At 58.2% G+C, this 22664-nt stretch carries 23 protein-coding genes; 14 read left to right on the top strand and 9 right to left on the bottom strand.

Annotated elements, in window-relative coordinates; all coding sequences use genetic code 11:
• Positions 1-79: 79 nt before the first annotated feature.
• The 9 genes from V8J84_RS11175 to aat all read left to right on the top strand — a co-directional run bounded on the left by V8J84_RS11175 (position 80) and on the right by aat (position 8414).
• A complete protein-coding gene (locus V8J84_RS11175; protein WP_339931106.1) occupies positions 80-1426 on the top strand; it encodes a substrate-binding protein in 1347 nt (448 codons plus the stop codon).
• Between the two features lie 122 nt (positions 1427-1548).
• Entirely contained in the window at positions 1549-2580 is a 1032-nt protein-coding gene (locus V8J84_RS11170) for a branched-chain amino acid ABC transporter permease (RefSeq protein WP_339931104.1), read from the top strand.
• Between the two features lie 3 nt (positions 2581-2583).
• Entirely contained in the window at positions 2584-3810 is a 1227-nt protein-coding gene (locus tag V8J84_RS11165) for a branched-chain amino acid ABC transporter permease (protein WP_339931102.1), read from the top strand.
• Between the two features lie 12 nt (positions 3811-3822).
• On the top strand, positions 3823-4581 hold the full coding sequence (locus V8J84_RS11160) for an ABC transporter ATP-binding protein (RefSeq protein WP_339931100.1): 759 nt from the start codon (positions 3823-3825) through the stop codon (positions 4579-4581).
• A gap of 12 nt (positions 4582-4593) precedes the next feature.
• Positions 4594-5343 (top strand): ABC transporter ATP-binding protein, encoded by a 750-nt coding sequence (locus tag V8J84_RS11155; protein WP_339931098.1) that lies wholly within the window; start codon positions 4594-4596, stop codon positions 5341-5343.
• Between the two features lie 120 nt (positions 5344-5463).
• Positions 5464-5745 (top strand): hypothetical protein, encoded by a 282-nt coding sequence (locus V8J84_RS11150; RefSeq protein ID WP_339931096.1) that lies wholly within the window; start codon positions 5464-5466, stop codon positions 5743-5745.
• A 143-nt stretch (positions 5746-5888) separates the two neighbouring features.
• The gene (accB, locus tag V8J84_RS11145) at positions 5889-6389 is read left to right on the top strand and encodes an acetyl-CoA carboxylase biotin carboxyl carrier protein (protein ID WP_339931094.1); all 501 of its coding nucleotides are present in this window, start codon (positions 5889-5891) and stop codon (positions 6387-6389) included.
• Positions 6390-6401: 12 nt separating this feature from the next.
• The gene (gene accC / locus V8J84_RS11140; RefSeq protein ID WP_339931092.1) at positions 6402-7748 is read left to right on the top strand and encodes an acetyl-CoA carboxylase biotin carboxylase subunit; all 1347 of its coding nucleotides are present in this window, start codon (positions 6402-6404) and stop codon (positions 7746-7748) included.
• Positions 7749-7760: 12 nt separating this feature from the next.
• On the top strand, positions 7761-8414 hold the full coding sequence (gene aat, locus V8J84_RS11135; protein WP_339931090.1) for a leucyl/phenylalanyl-tRNA--protein transferase: 654 nt from the start codon (positions 7761-7763) through the stop codon (positions 8412-8414).
• Here the strand turns inward: aat and V8J84_RS11130 are convergent.
• The 6 genes from V8J84_RS11130 to V8J84_RS11105 form a co-directional block, all read right to left on the bottom strand.
• Positions 8378-8734, bottom strand: a complete 357-nt coding sequence (locus V8J84_RS11130; RefSeq protein WP_339931088.1) for a DUF2155 domain-containing protein — start codon at positions 8732-8734, stop codon at positions 8378-8380. The two genes, aat and V8J84_RS11130, sit on opposite strands and share 37 nt — an antisense overlap.
• A complete protein-coding gene (mlaD, locus tag V8J84_RS11125) occupies positions 8731-9183 on the bottom strand; it encodes an outer membrane lipid asymmetry maintenance protein MlaD (protein WP_339931086.1) in 453 nt (150 codons plus the stop codon). The genes V8J84_RS11130 and mlaD overlap by 4 nt, the downstream gene beginning before the upstream one ends.
• Before the next feature lie 11 nt (positions 9184-9194).
• Entirely contained in the window at positions 9195-9578 is a 384-nt protein-coding gene (locus tag V8J84_RS11120; RefSeq protein ID WP_339931084.1) for an NADH:ubiquinone oxidoreductase subunit NDUFA12, read from the bottom strand.
• Between the two features lie 87 nt (positions 9579-9665).
• Positions 9666-10040: a RidA family protein gene (locus V8J84_RS11115; protein WP_339931082.1), complete on the bottom strand. Its 375-nt coding sequence runs from the start codon at positions 10038-10040 to the stop codon at positions 9666-9668.
• Positions 10040-11308: an ATP-dependent Clp protease ATP-binding subunit ClpX gene (gene clpX, locus V8J84_RS11110; protein ID WP_339931080.1), complete on the bottom strand. Its 1269-nt coding sequence runs from the start codon at positions 11306-11308 to the stop codon at positions 10040-10042. Before clpX ends, V8J84_RS11115 begins: the two co-directional genes overlap by 1 nt.
• A gap of 149 nt (positions 11309-11457) precedes the next feature.
• Positions 11458-12084, bottom strand: coding sequence for an ATP-dependent Clp protease proteolytic subunit (locus V8J84_RS11105; RefSeq protein ID WP_339931078.1), 627 nt, complete (start codon positions 12082-12084; stop codon positions 11458-11460).
• 152 nt (positions 12085-12236) lie between these two features.
• Here V8J84_RS11105 and V8J84_RS11100 point away from each other — a divergent pair, with 152 nt between their 5' ends.
• The 4 genes from V8J84_RS11100 (at position 12237) to V8J84_RS11085 (ending at position 19434) form a co-directional block, all read left to right on the top strand.
• Complete coding sequence (locus tag V8J84_RS11100) at positions 12237-12566, top strand: ArsR/SmtB family transcription factor (RefSeq protein WP_339931076.1); 330 nt, start codon at positions 12237-12239, stop codon at positions 12564-12566.
• Positions 12563-13015 carry an SRPBCC domain-containing protein gene (locus tag V8J84_RS11095; RefSeq protein ID WP_339931074.1) on the top strand — a complete coding sequence of 151 codons (453 nt, stop codon included), beginning with the start codon at positions 12563-12565 and terminating at the stop codon, positions 13013-13015. Before V8J84_RS11100 ends, V8J84_RS11095 begins: the two co-directional genes overlap by 4 nt.
• Before the next feature lie 30 nt (positions 13016-13045).
• Positions 13046-14209, top strand: a complete 1164-nt coding sequence (locus V8J84_RS11090) for an FAD-binding domain-containing protein (RefSeq protein WP_339931072.1) — start codon at positions 13046-13048, stop codon at positions 14207-14209.
• 293 nt (positions 14210-14502) lie between these two features.
• Entirely contained in the window at positions 14503-19434 is a 4932-nt protein-coding gene (locus V8J84_RS11085) for a Hint domain-containing protein (RefSeq protein WP_339931070.1), read from the top strand.
• A gap of 9 nt (positions 19435-19443) precedes the next feature.
• Here the strand turns inward: V8J84_RS11085 and V8J84_RS11080 are convergent, their stop codons facing one another.
• Positions 19444-20130: a D-lyxose/D-mannose family sugar isomerase gene (locus tag V8J84_RS11080; RefSeq protein ID WP_339931068.1), complete on the bottom strand. Its 687-nt coding sequence runs from the start codon at positions 20128-20130 to the stop codon at positions 19444-19446.
• 8 nt (positions 20131-20138) lie between these two features.
• Positions 20139-20912 carry a gamma-glutamyl-gamma-aminobutyrate hydrolase family protein gene (locus V8J84_RS11075; protein ID WP_339931066.1) on the bottom strand — a complete coding sequence of 258 codons (774 nt, stop codon included), beginning with the start codon at positions 20910-20912 and terminating at the stop codon, positions 20139-20141.
• 116 nt (positions 20913-21028) lie between these two features.
• On the opposite strand from V8J84_RS11075, the gene V8J84_RS11070 reads away from it, so the two are divergent.
• Entirely contained in the window at positions 21029-22237 is a 1209-nt protein-coding gene (locus V8J84_RS11070) for a cytochrome P450 (RefSeq protein WP_339931064.1), read from the top strand.
• Here the strand turns inward: V8J84_RS11070 and V8J84_RS11065 are convergent.
• Entirely contained in the window at positions 22234-22662 is a 429-nt protein-coding gene (locus tag V8J84_RS11065; protein ID WP_339931062.1) for a GlcG/HbpS family heme-binding protein, read from the bottom strand. The genes V8J84_RS11070 and V8J84_RS11065 overlap by 4 nt on opposite strands.
• Positions 22663-22664: the final 2 nt, after the last annotated feature.

Raw genomic sequence — 22664 nt, 5'->3', positions numbered from 1 at the left:
GTAAAAGAGCATCGCAAAGGTGCAGGCTGCACGTGGTGAGGAGGCCCCGCGCAGTACTTCACACTAAGGGAGGATACTAATGTCCACATCCAACTTCTCGCGTCGTGGCGTGCTGAAGACAGGCGCTATTGCCAGCGCCGGTCTTGCTCTGCCGACGTATCTGCGCGCGGACGGCCACAGCGGCTTTACTAACGCGCCACAAGGCAGCACCGTTAAAATCGGCTTCAACGTGCCACAGACCGGCCCATACGCCGAAGAAGGTCTGGACGAGCTGCGCGCACAGGAACTTGCTGTTGAGCACCTCAACGGTATGGGTGACGGCGGCATGCTGAACACCTTCTCCGAAAAGAACCTCGACGGCACAGGTATCCTGGGCAAGAAGGTTGAATTCGTCACAGGTGATACGCAGACGAAATCTGACGTGGCACGTGCATCCGCACAGTCCATGATCCAGAAAGACGAATGCATCATGATCAACGGCGGCTCGTCCTCGGGCGTTGCTATTGCTGTGCAGGGTCTGTGTCAGGAAGCTGGCGTGATCTTCATGGCTGGTCTGACACACTCCAACGACACAACCGGTAAGGACAAAAAAGCCAACGGCTTCCGTCACTTCTTCAACGGTTACATGTCAGGTGCTGCCTTGGGTCCGGTTCTGGAAGCAGAATACGGTAACGAGCGTAACGCCTACCACCTGACAGCTGACTATACATGGGGCTGGACGCAGCAGGAATCGATCCAGACTGCAACCGAAGCTCTGGGCTGGACAACAAACCAGAACGTCCTGACACCAGTTGGTGCCGGTGACTTCTCGTCCTACATCGCGCCTGTTCTGAACTCCGGTGCCGATACGCTGATCCTGAACCACTACGGTGGGGACATGGTCAACTCGCTGACACAGGCGATCCAGTTCGGTCTGCGCGACAAGCAGGTCAACGGTAAAGACTTCACGATCATCGTGCCACTTTACTCTGAGCTGATGGCCGCTGGTGCGGGTTCCAACATTCAGGGCGTGTTCGGTTCGATGAACTGGAACTGGCAGCTGCAGGACGCGGGCACACAAGCCTTTGTTAAGTCCTTTGGCGAAAAGTACGGCTTCCCACCATCCGGTGCGGCGCACACATGCTACGTGCAGACACTGCTTTATGCGGATGCTGTCACACGTGCCGGCACATTCAACCCATGCGGCGTTGTTGAGGCTCTTGAGGACTTCACTTTCGACGGTATGGGCAACGGTGAAACATTCTACCGTGGCGCCGACCACCAGTGCTTCAAAGACGTGCTGGTCATGAAGGGTAACGAGAACCCGACAAACGCATTCGACACACTGGAAATCGTGGAAGTTACACCACGTGCACAGGTCGAGTACGCACCCGATCACCCCATGTTCGCCGGTGGCGATCTGGGCGAGTGTAACCCAGGCGCGTAAGCGTAAATACTTGAAAACCGGACCGGCGCATCACGCGCCGGTCCACCCCGCCCTGCAAAAACAGGGCAATCGCTGCCGGTTTCCGGCACCGGACTGGTTAAGGTCACGAAAAGGCAGGGGTCATGGACGCTTTTATCCTTCAAATTCTCAACGGCTTGGACAAGGGCTCCGCTTATGCGTTGATTGCTCTTGGTCTGACGCTGATCTTCGGCACCTTGGGTGTCGTCAACTTTGCGCACGGCGCGCTTTTCATGATCGGCGCATTCTGCGCGGTCACGATGCAGCGCTTCCTGAGCCTGTCATCCACGGTCATTGACGAAACGCAGACCGACTTTCTGGGCAACCCCCTGAAGGTTGATGTGCCTTACGTCCAGACATGGTTCGGCCCCGAATTGGGCGCGGCCATTCAAGACTGGTCGGTTCCACTTTCGATCCTGCTGGTGATCCCCGTCATGTTCCTTGTGGGATTTGTGATGGAGCGCGGCCTGATCAAGCACTTCTACAAGCGCCCCCACGCCGACCAAATCCTTGTGACATTCGGTCTGGCCATCGTGATCGGCGAGATCATCAAAGCCTTCTACGGCGCCAACCCGATCCAGACACCGATGCCGTCCATGTTCGTGGGCACTGTCGATATGGGCAGCTTCATGGGCTTTGAGGCCAATACGATTGCGTACCCTACATGGCGCTTGGTCTACTTCCTGTTCTCGATGGTCATCATCGCTGCGGTCTTTGCCTTCCTGCAATTCACGACCTTCGGCATGGTTGTCCGCGCCGGTATGGCGGATCGTGAAACGGTTGGCATGCTGGGCATCGACATCGATAAGCGGTTTACGCTGATGTTCGGCCTTGCGGCGGCTGTCGCTGGTCTGGCCGGTGTGATGTACACACCGATCCTGTCACCCCACTATAACATCGGTATGGACTTCCTTGTGCTGTCCTTTGTGGTCGTCGTGGTTGGCGGCATGGGCTCCCTGCCCGGTGCTGTCGCTGCGGGCTTCCTGCTGGGTATCCTGCAATCGTTCGCATCCATGAACGAGGTCAAAGCCATCATCCCCGGCATCGACCAAATCATCATCTATCTTGTCGCTATCATCATCTTGCTGACCCGCCCACGTGGCCTGATGGGTCGCAAGGGTGTCATGGAGGAATAAGCAATGCTCGGTCTCAACTCCCGCGACTTCAAACTCTTCTTGTTCGTCGTCGCCCTGTGCCTACTGGCACCGATCCTGCTCAACCCCTTCCCCGTGGCAAGCACGCTGGGTGAGAGCTTCAACGCAGGCTACCCTGCCCTGATGCAACGCTTCGTGATCTTCGGATTGCTGGTGATCGGGTTTAACATCCTCTTTGGTCTGACAGGCTACCTGTCGTTCGGTCACGCCGCTTTTCTGGGTGTGGGTTCGTTCGCAGCGGTCTGGATGTTCAAGCTGCTCAGCTACAACATCGTCCCGGCCATCATCCTGTCGGTCATCGTCGCGGGCCTCTTCTCGGTGGTCATCGGCTATGTGGCGCTGCGCCGGTCCGGCATCTACTTTTCGATCCTGACGCTGGCCTTTGCACAGATGATGTATTCCATCGCCTACTCCGACCTTGTGGGTAAGATGCTGGGCACCGTCATCACCAACGGCGAAACCGGCTTGCAGGTCTACAATGACGATCCGCAATACCTGCAGGGCGAAAATGCACCAAACGTGCCGCACCTCTTCGGTCTTGAGATGAACAGCGCGTTCACTTGGGAAGTCGGCGGCTGGGAGTTTATCTTCCAGAACGGCTACTACCTGTCCGCCCTGTTCATGATACTTGGCTTCTACCTGTCGATCCGCATCTTCCGTTCCCCAATGGGCATGATGCTGCGGGCGATCAAATCGAACCAGACCCGGATGAACTACACCGGTCTGAACACCAAGCCCTACATGCTGGCCGCTTTTGTGATCTCTGGCATGTATGCCGGTCTGGCCGGTGGCCTGCTGGCCGCGATGGATCCGCTGACAGGTGCAGAGCGTATGTTCTGGACAGCCTCGGGCGAGATTGTCGTCATGGCCATCCTTGGTGGTGTCGGAACGCTTGTCGGTCCAGTGCTGGGTGCCGGTGTGATCAAGTATCTTGAAAACATCGTCTCCAAGATCAACTCCGACATCCTGCATGGCTGGTTCGCCTTCATGCCGGAATGGCTCGACAACCTGCTGGTCAACATCCTTTATCCCTTCGTGGGCAAAGGCTGGCACCTGACGCTTGGCGTCGTGTTCATGGCCGTGGTGATCTTCCTGCCCGGTGGCCTGATGCAGCTTGGCGAAAAGATCGGTGGTGCCTTCCGCCGCCGTGATCGCAAATCGGCCGATGCCGAAGCGGCTGCCGCCAAACAACGCAACACTCCTGCAGAATAAGGAACTGATGATATGGGTATCCTAGAAGTCAAAGGCGTCAATAAACGCTTTGGTGGTCTGCAAGCCTTGGGTGATGTGAACCTGAGCGTGGCCGAAAACACAGTGCACGCGATTATCGGCCCGAACGGGGCCGGTAAATCCACCCTCCTAAACGTATTGGTCGGCAAGCTGATCCCCGATAGCGGATCGGTCATGTTTGATGGCCAGTCCGTGCTGGGGCGCAAACCGTTCGAGATCAACCAGATGGGCATTTCCCGCGTGTTCCAAACGCCCGAGATTTTTGCCGACCTAACCGTGTTCGAAAACGTGATGATCCCCTGCTTTGCCAAGCGTGACGGCGCGTTCCGCATGCATGCCATTGAAAGCGTTGGTGCGGAAAAAGATATCCACGAGATGGCCGAGGCGATCCTTGAGGATGTAAACATGCAAGACAAACGCCACATGATAGCCTCCTCGCTGTCGCGTGGTGACAAACGCCGCCTTGAGATGGCGATGTGTCTTGTGCAGGAACCACGCCTTTTGCTGCTGGACGAACCCACAGCGGGCATGGCGCGTGCGGACACCAACAACACGATCGACCTGCTCAAAGAGATCAAGGAAAAGCGCGATATCACCATGGCCATCATCGAGCATGACATGCACGTCGTCTTTTCACTGGCCGAGCGGATCACCGTGCTGGCCCAAGGCACGCCGCTGGTCGAGGAAACGCCCGAGAACATCAAGGGCCATCCCAAGGTGCGCGAAGCCTATCTTGGCGAAGCACAGGTATAAGGACGCAGGATTATGAACGCTCCATTCAACAAAAATGCCAATAACGCGGCCACCCACCCTGCCTTTCTGAGCGTGTGGGAAATCGAAGCGTATTACGGCGAAAGCTACATCGTCCAAAACGTGAGCTTTAACATCCACGAAGGCGAGATTCTCGCGCTTCTGGGCCGTAACGGTGCGGGTAAAACATCAACGCTGCGCACCATCGCTCGGCTGGATGATCCGGCGCTTAAACATGGTGAGATCTGGCTGGACCACAAGCCCCTGCACCAGATGAAAAGCCACGAGGCCGCACAGGCAGGCATCGCGCTGGTGCCCGAAGATCGCCGCATTATCCCTGGCCTGACGGTTGAGGAAAATCTTGAACTGGCGCAAATCGCGCCCCCGATCGGCTGGTCGCTTGAGCGCATCTACGAGCTTTTCCCGCGCCTTGGTGAACGCCGCAAACAAGAGGGCGTCACCCTGTCAGGTGGTGAGCAGCAGATGCTGGCTATCGCCCGCGCACTGGCCCGCGACATCAAAGTGCTTCTGCTAGACGAGCCCTATGAAGGCCTTGCACCAGTGATCGTGCAAGAGATTGCAAAGACGCTGAATATCATTCGTGACCAAGGCATTACGACAGTTATCGTGGAACAAAACGCTGTTGCCGCGCTCAAACTGGCTGACCGCGCCGTGATCCTTGATACCGGAACGGTGGTGTATGACGGGTCCGCTAAGGAAGTGCTTGATGACGAAGAGCTGCGCGCGAAATACCTCGCCATCTGACGCCTGCGATTAACCAACACAAACGATTCCGGCGTCCATGGCGCCGGAATTTTACATTTCGGTAATCATTGCGGCGAATATTTGTCCTGTAACTCATGGCATTTCGCAATGGAGGTTGAAATGGAAAGCCAAGCCGCGCTTCTTTCTGCGCCCACACAGCAACCGCAGCCGGTCATCCGCGCCGACTCGCGCCCGACCGCTGATGCAGCGGCCCTTGCCCGGTCCAGCATCCCTGATATTCCGCTCCCCGTGCCCGCCAGCATGACCCCTGTTGCAGAGGTCAACAAATCCCGCATGCCCCAGACAATGGCCGACGCGGTGACGCCTGTGGAACGCACCCTCAAACCCTATGGCGTCAGCATGCTGCCACATGGTCCCACAGACCGCACAGACACGCCCTAGGCAGCCCACACCTGCCCTTGGGTCAGCAATCTGCACTTTCCCCGCGCAGCGCCGCTTTTCACCCGTGCGGGTTTGGCCTATAACCGCTGCAATGGGTTGGTCGGTAAGCCCCGATCAACAGGAATAATTGGGTAGCGGACACAATGAGCAACAAAACTTCGCACGACGGTGATGTCACATTCATTCAGGCATTGGCCGAACTTTTGCGCGAAAATGACCTGACAGAGCTTGAGGTCAATCGTGAGTACGGCAAAGACGATAGCCTGAACGTCCGCGTCAGCCGTCAGATGCAAGTGGCCGCTCACGTGCAGGCCGCACCAGCGCCAGCCCCCGCCCCTGCTGCGGCACCAGCTGCAGCCGCCGCGGCCCCAGCGGCCCCCGCTCCCGGCAACGATGACCCATCAGGCCATCCCGGCGCTGTCACCTCACCAATGGTCGGCACGGTCTACATGGCACCGGAACCCGGTGCGGCAGATTTTTCCTCAGTCGGCAAAACGGTGAAAGAAGGCGAAACGCTCCTCATCATCGAAGCCATGAAAACAATGAACCAGATCCCCGCTCCGCGGTCCGGCACGATCAAACGTATCCTTGTCGAAGACGGTGGGCCGGTCGAGTTTGGCGCACCTCTGATGATCATCGAATAGGGGGCGCTACCCATGTTCGATAAAATCCTGATCGCCAACCGTGGTGAAATTGCCCTGCGTGTTGTGCGGGCCTGCCGCGAGATGGGTGTCAAATCCGTCGCGGTCCATTCCACCGCCGATAGCGACGCGATGCATGTGCGCATGGCCGACGAGGCGATCTGCATCGGCCCGCCGTCATCCGCACAATCCTATCTGTCGTTTCCCGCGATTCTGTCCGCCTGCGAAATCACTGGCGCGCAGGCGATCCACCCCGGCTACGGCTTCTTGTCGGAAAACGCAGCGTTCGTGCAGGCGGTCGAGGATCACAGCCTGACGTTTATCGGCCCGACAGCGGAACACATCCGCGTCATGGGCGACAAGATCACCGCGAAAGACACGATGAAGGCGCTTGGCGTGCCCTGCGTCCCCGGCTCAGACGGCGGCGTGCCGACGTTGAAGGACGCGCAGCGGATCGGCGAAGAAGTCGGTTACCCCGTTATCATCAAAGCGACAGCTGGCGGCGGTGGCCGCGGCATGAAGGTGGCCCAGACAGCTGCGGATATGGAAAGCGCGTTCCACTCTGCCCGTGCAGAGGGTAAGGCCGCGTTCGGCAATGACGAAGTCTATATCGAGAAATACCTGACCACGCCCCGTCACATCGAAATTCAGGTGTTTGGCGATGGCAAAGGCAACGCGGTCCACTTGGGCGAACGGGATTGTTCGCTGCAACGTCGCCACCAGAAAGTATTCGAAGAGGCACCCGGCCCCTGCATCACGCCAGAATTGCGTGACCGGATCGGCAAGGTCTGCGCGGACGCTGTCGCCAAGATCAACTATATCGGCGCCGGCACCATCGAATTCCTGTTTGAAAACGACGAGTTCTACTTCATCGAAATGAACACCCGTTTGCAGGTCGAACACCCTGTGACCGAAGGCATCTTTGGCGTCGATCTGGTTCGCGAACAGCTGCGCGTGGCCTCTGGCCTGCCGATGTCGTTCACGCAAGATGATCTGAAGATCAACGGGCACGCGATCGAAGTGCGGATCAACGCGGAAAAGCTGCCGAACTTTGCACCCTGCCCCGGCACCATCACGCAATATCACGCCCCCGGCGGGCTTGGCGTTCGGATGGACAGTGCGCTTTACGATGGCTACCGCATCCCGCCTTACTACGACAGCCTGATTGGCAAACTGATCGTGCATGGCCGCGACAGACCTGAAGCATTGGCCCGCCTTGGCCGCGCCTTGGGCGAGCTGATCGTCGATGGCGTCGATACAACGGTGCCACTGTTCCACGCGCTGCTGGCTGAGAAAGCGGTACAGACCGGCGACTACAACATCCACTGGCTGGAACATTGGCTGGAAGAAAACCTGTCATAGTGGCGATGCACGTTGCCTAAGGACGAAACACCGCTGCTGACACCAGAGCTATTGCTGGCAGCTTATCGCAGCGGTGTTTTTCCAATGTCCGAAAGCCGCGACAATCCGGACGTATTCTGGGTCGATCCCCGCTATCGCGGTGTCATGCCGCTGGACGGTTTTCACATTTCGCGCAGTTTGGCCAAGGTGATCCGTAAGGAGCGGTTCAGCATCACGTTTGATACAGCGTTTCCCGAGGTGGTTGCGGGCTGTGCGGATCGCGAAGAAACATGGATCAACGCACCTATTTTTGCGCTTTACCAAACCCTGCATCGCCGCAAGACCGCCCATTCCATTGAAGTGTGGGATCAGAATGAACTGGTGGGTGGCGTTTACGGTGTTGTGATCGGAGCCGCTTTTTTCGGTGAAAGCATGTTCAGCACACGGCGCGACGCATCAAAGGTTGCGCTGGCCTATTTGGTGGACAGGCTTCGTGCGGGTGGTTTTATGCTGTTTGATACGCAATTCATCACAGCGCATCTGGCGTCACTTGGGGCGATTGAGATCACGCGGCCCCAGTATCAAAAGCTGTTGTCGCGCGCGATTGCGCAGCCGGCTGCATTTCATGCCCAAGGGGCGGTGCCGTCCGCTCAGGACGTGCTACAGCGCAATACCCAAACGTCGTAACGCGGATGCTCCATCGCATAAAGCGCGGGCGATGACGCAACCAACCAGCCTGTGAACACGGGCGCATTGTCGTCGCGATACCAGATGTTCAACGCGGCAAAGGCGTCGCCAGACGGGTTCGCGCTGGGATAACGGCAGTCTTCCATTGTGATGTTCAAATGGCCGACACGTCTGCTTTCGCCGACCGCCATTGTGAGATCGGTCACCTCACCATTCACCTTGTCCAGAATGCGCAAATCACCGCCAGAACCGGAGGTAGCCTGCTGCGCAACCGACGCCATAGGCAACATCGCTAAACAGATCGCCACAGCTTTCATCATTGCCCGTCACCTTCACCGGTTACAAATTTCAGCAAGAGCGAAATCAGGCTGATAGCGCCTTGCGTGTCTTCGATTTCGTCGTCTGGTGCAAAGTTATCCAGCGATCCACCCGGCACGATCTCGATGAAGTTGCCACCAAGCAGCCCCTCGGACGCGATAACAACTGCGCTATCATTGGGGATCATCACACCGTCCTGGACGGCCAAGGTCGTGTCACCCCGAAAGCTTTGCGGGTTCAGCGTGATAGCTGTGACCGTCCCGATTTTGACGCCTGCCAGTTTCACATCCGTGCCAGCGGTCACACCTTCGACGGAGCGAAAGCTGGCTGTCAGTGGATATGTCCCGCCGCCACTGCCCAATCCGGCTGCCTGTGCTGCAAAAACACCAAACCCGATCGCCGCTGCCAGAACAACGCCACCGACGATCACTTCTGTCGTGTTTTCGCGCATCGCGGTATGTCCTATTCGGGGGACCACGCCTCATAATCGCTGGCGGGCTTTGGATCGACGCGGCGCAGCGATCCTGCGGGCGCATAGGCCAATGCTGTGCCGGTCAGGTTTTGCTGATGCGGCTTTTCCCAGACCTTATGCGTCACAGGCTTGTCCGTTGGCGGTTCGTCCCATGTGTGGTGCAACCAGCCGTGCCAGTCAGGATCAATGCGCGATGCTTCGATATCGCCGTTGTAGATCACCCAGCGGCGTGTGCCTTCGCTGTTGGTGTAAAACACGTTACCTTGCGCATCTTCACCGACTTTTTCGCCCTTGCGCCATGTCCAAAGCTGGGTGCCAAATGTCTGGCCATCCCACCATGTGAAAATGCGTTTGATTGTGCGACCAATGCCCATGGGACGTCTCCGGTTTAGCTGTGATGTGGTGATGCCCCAAACGCGCGCAAAGGTCCAGTGGGCATGCTACATTCCGCGCATCACCCGCTATGCGATAAGTAGCGCCGTAACCTCGATCTCGATCTTGTAGCGGGGATGGATCAAGTCGCATGAGATCATTGTCGCCGCAGGTGGATGGTCCCCGAAGGCGGCTTTCAAAAGCGGCCAGCAGGGTTCGAAATCATCCGGATTTGGCAGCATATAGGTGACGCGCACAACACGGGCCATGTCGCTACCTGCCTGTTCAAGCGAGCGGCGGATCAGCTCCAATGCGGCAGCACATTGGTCCGTTACATCCTCTGGCACATCATCACCGGGGGCCACGCAGCCCGATACAAAAACGAAACCGCCCGCGACAACAGCGCGGGCGTATCCGACTTTATCTTCAAACACGCCGCCTGATTTATAGCGGCGCGGATGCATTAGCTGGCCTCGGCCGGTTCTTTCTGCTTTTTCTTGTCGTCGTGGATCATCAGCGGGGCAGCATCGCCGCCCACGGCCTCTTCGTTCACAACAACTTCGGTCACGGTGTCCATCCCAGGCAGGTCGAACATCGTATCCAGCAGAATATCTTCCATGATTGACCGCAAGCCGCGCGCACCCGTCTTGCGCTCAATCGCGCGCTTGGCGATGGCCGTCATCGCGTCATCGGTAAAGGTCAGCTTGGTGTCTTCCAGCTCAAACAGGCGCTGGTATTGCTTCACCAGTGCATTCTTTGGCTTCGACAGGATCGTGATCAGCGCGTCTTCGTCCAGATCGGTCAGCGTCGCGATCACCGGCAGACGGCCTACAAACTCAGGGATCAGACCAAACTTCAGCAGGTCTTCCGGCTCAAGATCGGTAAACACCTCGCCCACGCCGCGATCATCGTTTTCACGAACGTCGGCGCCAAAGCCCATGCCTGACCCTTTGCCACGCTGGCTGATGATCTTGTCGAGACCTGCAAAAGCACCGCCACAGATGAACAGGATGTTCGTGGTGTCAACTTGCAGGAATTCCTGCTGCGGATGCTTGCGCCCGCCCTGCGGCGGCACGGAGGCGACTGTGCCTTCCATGATCTTCAACAGCGCCTGCTGCACACCCTCGCCCGACACATCGCGCGTGATCGACGGGTTATCGGACTTGCGGGTGATCTTATCGACCTCGTCGATATAGACGATGCCGCGCTGCGCGCGCTCGACATTGTATTCGGACGCCTGCAACAGCTTCAGGATGATGTTCTCGACATCTTCACCCACATAACCCGCTTCGGTCAGTGTGGTGGCATCGGCCATCGTAAACGGCACATCCAGAATACGCGCCAGCGTTTGCGCCAGCAGCGTTTTGCCGCAGCCTGTGGGGCCGATCAGCATGATGTTCGACTTCGCCAGTTCGATGTCGGATTTTTCGGCGTGGTTCAGGCGCTTATAGTGGTTGTGCACAGCCACGGACAGCACGCGTTTGGCGTGGACCTGACCGATCACATAATCATCAAGCACCTGACAAATCTCTGTCGGTGTCGGAACACCCTCGCCTGCTTTCAGGCCAGCTGATTTGGTCTCTTCACGGATGATATCCATGCAAAGCTCAACGCATTCGTCACAGATAAACACCGTTGGACCAGCAATCAGCTTGCGCACCTCGTGCTGGCTCTTGCCACAAAAGCTGCAATAAAGCGTGTTTTTGCTATCGTTGCTGGTGCTGTTCGCCATGTCGTTCCCCTGACCGTTCGGTCATTAATCTGCGCGTCGGGTTTGATTGCCCTAAACACTAGGACAGGCTGGTGCGGGCCACAACGTGAAAATGCCACGCTGTGAGGGATCGTGACCGCAGCGAAACGCCGCAGCGGTCACGTCAGGTTTTAGGCGTCGTCGTCAGCTTTCGGACGGTTGGCCACGATCTCGTCGATATGGCCCCAATCCTTGGCTTCTTCGGGTGTCATCCACTTGTCACGATCCAGCGCTTTTTCGACCTCTTTCTTGGTCTGGCCGGTGTGGTTCATGTAAAGTTTGTACATCCGCTCGCGGGTCTGTTCGATGTGGTTGGCGCGGATCAGAATGTCTGATGCCATGCCCTGCGCACCGCCCGATGGCTGGTGCACCATCACTTCGGAGTTGGGCAAAGAAAAACGCATTCCCTTTTCACCACCCACAGCGATCACCGACCCCATCGAGGCCGCCATGCCGCAGATCAGCGTGCTGACCTTGGGGCGGATGTACTGCATGGTGTCATAAATGCTCATCCCCGAGTGCACGGCACCACCAGGGCTGTTGATGTACATGCTGATCTCTTTCTTGGGGTTCTCGGCCTCAAGGTGCAGCAGTTGCGCCACGACAAGCTGGCTCATGCCGTCGTGGATCGGGCCGTTAACGAACACGATCCGCTCTTTCAGCAGACGCGAGAAAATATCGTAGGCACGCTCACCACGGGCTGTCTGTTCAACAACCATGGGCACAAGGTTCATATAGGTCTCGACGGGGTCTTGCATTGAATTCTGCCTCAATCGGGGGACGCGTCAGCGCGTCATTACAATAATTATCCTGACAGAGTCTTAGTGTTGCCTGTCAGGGGCTTCAAGGGCACGCGGCGTCAGCGGACGACACGCTTGACTTTTAGGTAAGCCACAACTTACGGTAAGTCATGACTTACCAATACACAATAGACGCATTGGCTGACCCCACACGGCGCGCAATTCTAGAGTGTTTGCGCACGGGCCCCCAACCTGTTGGCAAGCTGGCCGACGCCCTTCCCGTCAGCCGCCCTGCCGTCAGCCAGCACCTGCGCGTGCTGTCCGATGCGGGACTGCTGACCGTGACCGCACAAGGAAATCGCAGGTTTTACGCCATTGCGCCGACAGGCATTGATGACCTGCGCCGCTATCTGGATGGCCTGTGGGACGACGCGTTGGGCGCATTCGAAAAGGCAGCCCGCGATATTGCGGCACAAAAAAGTAAGGACAACACCACATGATGACCCCGATTGCCAAAACCGTCACTGTCCCGCTGTCCCCCGAGGATGCGTTTCGCCTCTTTTTTGCGGATATCGCAAGGTGGTGGCCGCTAGAAAGCCATTCTGTCAGCGGGAAATCCGCCCGCCTGACCGTTGAACCGCACAAAAACGGTCTGCTTATCGAACGTGGACCCGATGGGTCAGAGCATATCTGGGGCACAATCATTGGTTGGGAAGACGGCAAATACGCCGCGTTTTCTTGGCATCCGGGCCGGTCAGAGGACGAGGCGACAGTTGTCACAGTGTCCTTCAAGCCCGGCGCTGACGGGTGCGTGGTTGATCTGACGCACGGCGGCTTTGACATTCTTGGCGACACAGCCGATGCCGTCAGTCGCAGCTATCTGACCGGATGGAACATGGTGCTGGGATGTTATTGTAGCGCCGTCACGCAGGTTCATACCCCAGCTTGAAGGCCGCGCGCGCTGCATTACCTGTCGCGCATGATAGCAGAACCTACCCTCTCCGCCGCGCGCGCCCGTCTGGCCGATTTTGTCCCGCTTGCCGGATCGAATTATGCCCGCTTGCGCAATTTTGACCTACCCGCCCATCCGCATGTGTCTGTGTTGTCGCCTTACGTCAGACACCGCGCCCTGACCGAGGCCGAGGTCGTCACCGCCGTTTTGGACACCCATTCGTCCCAAGCCGCCGAAAAGTTCGTTTCAGAGGTGTTTTGGCGCACCTACTGGAAAGGCTGGCTCGAAATGCGGCCCGCTGTCTGGCAGTGGTATCAGGCCGACCTACACGCCGCCTACAATCGCCTGCAGACCGAAAGCGGTCTTCGTCAGGAGTGGGAGGCTGCGTGCAAGGGCGACACGGGGATCGACTGCTTTGATCACTGGGCCAGGGAACTGGCTGACACCGGCTACCTGCACAATCATGCCCGCATGTGGTTTGCGTCGATCTGGGTTTTTACGCTGCGCCTGCCTTGGGCGCTGGGGGCGGATTTCTTTCTGCGCCATCTGCTGGACGGTGATCCAGCTTCGAACACCCTGTCTTGGCGCTGGGTTTCTGGTCTTCAAACAAAGGGCAAAACGTATCTTGCGACCCCCAGCAACATCGCAAAATACACAGACGGCAGGTTCCAGCCCAAAGGGCTTGCCTCGCATGCAAATGCGCTGTCCGGATCAGACGCGCCTGCCCCGCGCGACGTGCCACAAAGCGATCATTTGGACCGCGACAAAATGTCCGGACTGTTGGTCCATCACGACGATTTGTCGGCCAGTTTTTGCGTCAACGGGATGGGCGATCTGCCCAGCGTCATCCTTGATCCGGACTTGTCGCACGGCCCCCTCAAAACAGCGGCCAGCGTCGTCGATTTCCGCCGTTCTTTAGCGCAAGATGCGTCCCCCGCCACACCTGTCATTTCATCGGTCAACGATTTGATCGCATGGGCAAAAAATGAGGGGATCACGCAGCTTGTCACGCCCTATGCGCCTGTCGGTCCCGTACAGGACTGGCTGGACAAGGCCGCACCCGAACTGACCTCAAACGGGATCACTCTCGTGCGCATTCTACGTGGTTACGACAAGGATGCATGGCCGCATGCCACCAAAGGATTCTTCCCGTTCAAAAAGCACATTCCTGACCTTGTTTCACGGTTGTGATCTTGACCGCGCAAGCGTGCAATCTAAGCGCAGGTGGATCAGCGCTTGTTGCATCGCGGCTCTACACGTCAGGCGTGCAAATGCGGCAACAATGGGGCACCGCCCCCTAACGCACTGACAAATATCGAAAAACTTATATAAAATTCGGTCTTTTCAACTTATTTCCGACCTGATTGATCCAAACTTAAGCCATGTCACGTGGCTAGATTGCTCTTCAACGATGCAGTCAGTGCAGGACATTGGCATGCATCGAAATGAATACGGCAAAAACGCCGACGATGTGGAGAGCAGTAATGCCACAAGGTTATTTAGTCACTCTGGGGAACAATTCCCTCGATTCCGGTGATGTGATCAGTGGTGCGCTTATCAACTTCGACACATCGCGCAACCTTGGTGCAGGTAACTGGGTCTGGAGCGGCACTGCTGGCGGAACCACCTACACCAACACCAGCGAACCCGGCGTCTATTTTCTGGCCACCAACGGCAATGTGTATTTTGTGCCCGACTTCGGTCCGGTCACAACCATCACATCTGCGCAGGCGACAACTGTTCCCAACTACATCGTCAGCGACGGAACGGTCAGCGGCACTGCTGGTGATGACGTCATCGACGAAAACTACAGCGACGACCCCGAAGACGATGCCGCCTCAAGCACCGCCGACACGATTGTTGCAGGTGCGGGCAACGACACGGTCTTTGCGGCCGAAGGCGAAGATTCTATCGACGGCGGCACCGGAAACGATACGATCAACGCCGGTGACAACAATGACACCATTATCGGTGGCATCGGCGACGACAGCATTAGCGGCGATGCAGGCGACGACAGCATCTCGGGCGGCGCTGGCAATGACATCATCCGCGGCGACACAATCACCTCACCCGACCGGATCGCGTGGGAATGGTCGAAAATGCCCGACCCCGACGATGCCAGCCAGATCGACGAAGACGATGCGCTGGTCAACGGCACGCAACAGATCATCGGTGGCGTGGGGATCACCTACAGCTATCGCGCAAACCCAGCTGGCACCACCGATGGCACAGGCGGGTCCGATACCGCGCCGATCTTCAATGCCGAGGCTACAAGCACCGCTGGCATTAACGATGGTCTGAAAACGGCCAACTCCAACAGCAGCGCCCACTTTGGCGGTGACCTTGCCACGAACGAGATCGAACTGGCGTTTGATCGCGCGGTGACAAACGTGTCGTTCAATATCAACGACATTGACTCAAACGGCGTGTTTACAGACCGCGCGTCTGTCTTTGCCTTTGATGCTGCTGGCAATCCCATCGCGGTTACGGTGGTATTCGGCGGGCAACTGACGCAAAGCAATTCTGACGGTGTTGCCGGTAACGAGACCGGCACAGCAATTGTCAATGATGCCACATCCGGTCTGGACGCTGGCAATACCATGAACGTCAGCATTGCAGGTCCCGTGGCGCGTCTTGTCGTGCGCTATGAGGACACGCAACAAACCGGTGATGACGGCCTGATCGAAGTTACCGATGTCTATTTTGACGAACCCTTCGACCCTGCCGGGAACGACAATATCGACGGCGGCGCTGGCGATGACATCGTGTTTGGCGATGACGGCAATGACACGCTTCAAGGTGGCACTGGCGCGGACAGCCTTTATGGCGGCGCTGGCAACGATCGGATCGACGATAGCGGAAGCGACGCAGATTATATCGAAGGCGGCGACGGCGATGACAGCGTCACCGCTGGCACCGGCGCTGACACGATCTTTGGCGGTGCAGGCAACGACAACCTGCGCGGCGAAGGTAATGACGACCGGATCTTCGGCGGTGACGGAAACGATACCGTTGACGGTGATGGCGGCGCTGACACGCTTTTCGGTGATGCGGGCAATGATCGCCTGATCGGCGATGGCGGCAACGACAGTCTTTACGGTGGGATCGGCAACGACACAGCCTTTGGCGGGTCCGGCGCAGATAGCATCTTTGGCGGTGACGGCGACGACTCCGCGCTGGGTGGCATCGGTAACGATAGCATTTCGGGTGGCTCTGGCAATGACAGCCTTGCCGGTCAGGACGGCGATGACCGGATCGCTGGCGGCACAGGTAACGATTATCTGGACGGCGACGGGGGCAACGACAGCATCTCTGGCGATGCGGGCGATGACACTCTGGTCGGTGATGCAGGCAACGACAGCCTTTATGGTGGCGCGGGCAACGATCAGATCTTTGCGTCCAGCGGCAACAACACAGCCGAAGGCGGCGCGGGCAACGACAGTATCTTTATGGGCACCGGCCGCGACACCATCAACGGTGGCACGGGCAACGACAGCATGGTCGGCGGTGGTGATGACGACGTCATCGTCCTGACCGACGTCTTTGGCATCGATAACATCGATGGCTCCGAAGACGTGGGCGACACCGACGTTGATATCCTTGATGCCTCGGCCCTGACAGGCGATGTAACCGTTGACCTGAGCACCCTGTCCCCTGCTGATAACGAACGTGGCACGCTGACCGACGGGGCCAACACCGCCACCTTCAACAACATTGAAAACATCCGCCTTGGCGCTGGCGACGATAGCGTCACCGGATCGTCCGGCAACGACACGGTCGAGCTTGGCACAGGTGCAGACACTGTAAATGCTGGCGCTGGCGATGACGTGATTGATCTGGGCAACGGCAGCCCCGATGGCGATGCCGATGTCATCGTGCTGCAAGACGGCTTTGGCAATGATGTTATCGACAGCTTCGACGCGCCAACTCCTGCTGCTGGTGGGTTGTTCAACGGCATCGACACGCTGGATGTGTCCAACCTGTTTGACCTGCCACCCGGCGATCCGAACCGTACGCCTGTCCTGACCAATGATGTCACTGTCACCGACGACGGGTCCGGCAACGCGGTTCTGACATTCCCCAATGGTGAATCGATCACGCTGAACGGCATTTCGCCTGCTGATGCGGACAACCCGTTTTACCTTAATGCCATTGGCATCCCAATGCCGGACGGCACCGTTTCCGGCACCGCTGGCGACGATCTGATTGATGGCAACTATCTGGGCGATCCTGACGGCGATATCGTCGATAACGACGATGCGATCCTGCCCGGTGACACCGCGAACGACGACCTAATCTTCGGCTTTGCTGGCGACGACAGCATCCTTGCCGGTGACGGCAACGACGAGGTTTACGGCGGCGCTGACAACGACACGATTGATGCCGGAACCGGAGACGATACTGTCTTTGGTGGCACCGGCAATGATGTCGTTCTGGGCAGTGGCGGTGATGACAATCTGTTTGGCGGTGTCGGCGACGATACTTTCCAGATCGACCAGAACAGCGATAGCGACACGATCACCGGCGGCGAGAACATCGGCGACTTCGACACTGTCGATTTCTCGGGCACCGACGGCGGGCAAGGCGTGGTCGTGTCCTACACCGGCGACGAAGCGGCCGGCTATATCGTCGGAACCAGCGGCGCTGATGGTAATTTCTCGGAGATTGAAGGCGTCATCGGTTCGCAATACGACGACGTGATTAACGCCAATGCCGACAGCGTTGGCGCTTCGATCATCGCAGGCGATGGCAATGATACGATCACTGGCGGGTCCGGCAACGACAGCGTCACAGGTGATGCAGGTAACGACACAATCACCGGCGGCGAAGGCGATGACACACTTGACGGCGGTGACGATGCCGACGAATTCGTTTTGTCAGGCACCTTTGGCGATGACACGATCACCGGCGGCGAAGGCGGCACCGACAGCGATACAATCAACCTGACCAACCCCGCCGATAGCACAACCATTTTGACCGGCGACGAGGCTGGCACAATCACCGACGGCACCTCGACCGCGACGTTCTCTGAAATCGAGGTTCTTGATCTTGATGCCGGAAACGACACTGTTGACGCCTCTGCCTCGGATGCACCGATCACCATTTTTGGTAACGCGGGCAATGATGACATCACAGGTTCGACAGCCGATGACAGTCTGTTTGGTGGCGCCGATAGCGACACGCTGGCAGGTGGTGAAGGCGCTGATTTAGTTGATGGTGGCGCGGGCGATGATACGATCCGCATTGCGGATGATTTCGGCAATGACGCGATCATTGGCGGCGAAACCGGTGAAACCAATGGCGATACGCTGGACGGTTCTGCCCTGACCCAAGACGTCACCGTCAACTTCTCCGGCCCCGAGGCTGGCACGGTCGACAACGGCACCGATACCGCCACATTCGCCGAGATTGAACAGGTCGAAACCGGCAGCGGCGACGACACGATCACTGGCGGCAGCGGCAATGAGGACGTTATCACCGGCGCGGGCGACGATATTGTCACAACGACCGGCACGGGCGCTGACACGATTGCGACCGGCGCAGGTAATGACACCGTCACCTTCTCAGAGGGCGACAGCATCGGCGGCGGCAGCGGCGATGATACGTTCATCCTTGAGGATCTGGGCGAGCCGACAAACGGCGCGATCACCATCACGGGTGGTCAGGGCGGCGAGACACCGGACGACGGTGATCCGCTGACGCTGGAAGGCGACACGCTTCAGCTTGGCACGCTGGCCGACCTGTCCACGCTGGTGAAGACCTCTGACGGGATCAACGCAGACGGCAACGAGACCTTCTCCGGCTCTGTGACCTTGGACGATGGCACGCTGCTGACGTTCTCCGAGATCGAGAACATCATCTGCTTTACCCCCGGCACGCTGATCGCCACACCGCACGGCGCACGCGATATTGCGACGTTGAAAGTGGGCGATATGGTTGTGACCCGCGACCACGGCTTGCAGCCAATCCGCTGGATTCAAAGCCGCACCGTCCCCGCGCAAGACCGTTTTGCCCCCGTCCGCATCCGCCCCGGCGTTGTGACAGGTCTGGAGCGTGAGATTCTTGTATCGCCGCAGCACCGTATGCTGTTCCAAGGCTACCGCGCAGAGCTGTTGTTCGGTGAAAGCGAAGTTCTGATCGCGGCCAAGCACTTAATTGATGGCAAGGACGTGACACAGGACGCTGGTGGCGATGTCACATACATCCACATGATGTTTGACGAGCACGAGATCGTCTTTGCCGAAGGCTGCGCATCAGAAAGCTTCCACCCCGGTTCGGTCGGTCTGTCGGCAGTGTCCGATCCCGCGCGCGAGGAATTGTTTGCGCTCTTCCCAGATCTGCGCAGCGACCCGAACGGATATGGCCCGACAGCACGCCGCTGCCTGAAACGGCACGAGGCCGAACTGGTCCGCTAAGTTAGCGGATTAGCCGAGCCAGGTTGCGTAGTCGCTCACCAGCAGATGTTTGGGCGGCTCGTCCTCTTCAATCGTGGCAAAGCGCCCGATGGGTTCACGGAAGATATTGTCGGTTTCATCGTCATTGACGGTGCTGACCTCGCCGATCAGCACATCGCCCCCTTCGCCCCAGAACGCATGCCAGTCACCGGGCATCAGCGTCACACTTTCGCCGGGGGCCAGTTTCAGCTTTTCGCCCGGCTTGAACGCGCGCGGGATCGCGTCGCAAACAACATGGCCGCCAGCGGTTTCATCAAAATTGCCATCCGCGTCCGAGCCATAAAGCTCGACCACCAGCGTTGCACCGCCGCGGTTGATGATATCCTCGGCCTTAATCACGTGGGTGTGCATCGGCGACAGTTGATCCTGCTTTGAAATCAACAGCTTCTCGGCATAGCACATGCCGCCACCATGTTGCAGGTCGGCCAGATGCCCGTTGCGCAGTGTGAACAGGAACAGGCCCATTTCGTCAAAACGCCCCTCGCCATAATCGGTGATGTCCCACCCATTGCGCGCCGCGATAACGCCGCTTGCCTCGGACTTGCGAGCGATAAATTCATCGGGGGACCAATAGGCCCAAGGCGGCAAAGTAAACCCGTAGCGGCGCATCATTGCGTCCGCTTCGGTGATGATTTGATTGATCTCTGACCGCTTCATTGCCTGCCCTATGCCGATTTTTGCAAATTGGGACGGTTGCCTGCCGACCATTCTGCGCAGGCTGCGCCAAACGCCTCAAACAAGGGGCGTGACACCGGATCATCCGCCGCATTCCATTCGGGATGCCATTGCACCGACAGCGTAAAGCCAGGCGCATCTGCCACGTAAATCGCCTCAGGCGTGCCATCGGGCGCATGGCCATCAATCACGATGCGTGGTCCCGCATCCTTGATGCCTTGCCCGTGCAGCGTGTTGGTCATCACCTCTTGCGCACCCATCAAGCGGTGGAAAGGCCCGTGTTCCGAAAACCGCACCGTGTGGCGCAGCGCAAATTTTTCTTCCAGCGTGCCATCCGGCGGCATGCGGTGGTTATCGCGCCCCGGCAAGTCACGAATTTCGGGATACAGCGTGCCGCCCATTGCAACATTCACCTCCTGAAAACCACGGCAGATACCCAAAATTGGCAGACCTGCCGCCACACAGGCGCGGATCAGGGGTAGCGCCACGCGATCACGCGCACGGTCAAACGCGCCATGCGCTTCAGTCTCCGGCTCACCATATTCCTCGGGGTGAACGTTAGGACGACCACCCGTAAAGACAAAGCCATGACACGTAGCCATCAGTTCCTGCGGGGTCACAAGATCAGGATCAGAAGGGATGATCAGCGGCATGCCACCCGCCGCATCGCGCACGGCGGCGGCGTTCATCTCTCCGGCGGCATGGGCCGGATACTGGTCATTGATCAAATAGCTATTGCCGATAATTCCGATGACGGGGCGCACGGGCTGTCCTGTAATGGCTGCTTTGATTGGCAGAATAGCACCCCTGCCCCTAATGAAAAGCAAAACCCCGCGCACAGGCGATTTGACAAACGCGCACAACTTCCCACGGTAATGGCATGGCCTATGACCTGACATCGCAAAAGTTCCTGCGTGATCCGCGCCCGACCATCACGGCCATGCAGGCCGATGCGCCTGTCGTGCAAGTGAAATTGCCGTTGATTGGCAAGCTGTGGATGACGACCACAGATGCTGGCGCGCGGATGGTGCTCAAGGATACCGCCCGTTTTGTCCGCGATAGCGGCCCGATCACTGGCAAGAGCATGAAGCAACGGTTCTGGTATCTGCCGCGCTTTCTGTCGCCGATCTTTGAAAATCTGGTGAATGCAGATGGCGCGCGGCATAAACGCCTGCGCGGTCTGGTCGATCAGGCCTTTGCCCGCACCAGCATCACCGATCTGCGCCCTGAAATGGCGGCACTTGCTGATACGCTGATTGACGCGATGCCCCATGACAGGCCCGTCGATATCGCGAGCAGCTTTGCCCGCCCCCTGCCCACTCAGGCAATTTGCAGCTTACTGGGCGTGCCCGCATCGGATAGGGCGCATGTGAACCGGATCACGTCATCCTTTTCCGAAGTGACAGGCACATTCGGCATGATCAAAGCGGTCCCGGGGCTGTGGCGCACCATGCGCTATTTCCGGTCCGAATTTACGCGGGTCCGTGCCGCCCCCGGTGACGGGCTAATCACGCAGCTTGTGCAGGCTAATGACGCGGGCGACAGTTTCAATGATGATGAATTGCTAGCGATGGCGGTCGCCTTATTTCTGGCCGGAAGCGAGACGACAGCCCATCTTATCACCACCTGCGTCCATACCGCTCTCACCATGCCGGAGGCGTGCCGCATCATCACTGACCAGCCAGAGGCCCTGCCGCTTTTAATCGAAGAGGTGATGCGATTTTACGCGCCTGTCTTTATGACACAGCCGCTTTTCGTCGCCGCTGACACAGAACTGGACGGCGTGGCGCTCCGCAAAGGCGACCAGATCGCGCCGCTCCTGATCGCGGCCAATCACGACCCGATCCGTTTTGACGATGCTGGCACCCTGATCCCCAACCGCAGGCCAAACGCGCATCTTGGCTTTGGCACCGGACCGCATGTGTGTCTTGGCATGCAACTGGCCCGCGCCGAGGTTGAGGTAGCGCTGACACAGCTATTTGCCCGCTACCCCGACATGAAACAGGCCAGCCCCGACGTCAAACCCGTTTATGCAAGACGGATTGGCGTGCATGGTCTGGCCCGCTTGGATGTGGTGCTTGCGCCTTAAATTTCGCCGGTCAGGCCAGCAGCCTCAATCCCCGCAAGGGCGGCCTGCGCATCGTTGTCGCTGGTGTCACCCGTGACACCAACCGCACCGATGATCACACCACGCTTGTCCCGTAGCAGAACACCACCCGGCACGGGCACGACCTGACCACCGTAAACACCGTTCACGGCCGCCATGAAATAGGCTTGCTGTTCGGCGCGTTGCATCTGGGCTGTTCCCGCCATGCCCAACATGACAGCGCCGTAAGCCTTTCCGTGTGCGATGGCAAAACGGCCCGGTGCCGCGCCATCCTCGCGCTCGAACCCTTTGACGTGACCGCCAGCGTCCAGCACGACAACAGACAGCGGTTTAAGGTCCATCTCACGGCCTTTGGCGATGGTTTTGCGCAGGATCACGCGGGTTTTTGAGAGTGAAATTTCAGCCATGT

Source organism: Yoonia sp. 208BN28-4 (assembly GCF_037543925.1).
Lineage (GTDB): Bacteria > Pseudomonadota > Alphaproteobacteria > Rhodobacterales > Rhodobacteraceae > Yoonia.
The sequence above is the reverse complement of the archived record's forward strand: the minus strand, read 5'-3'. Positions and strand labels throughout refer to the sequence as shown.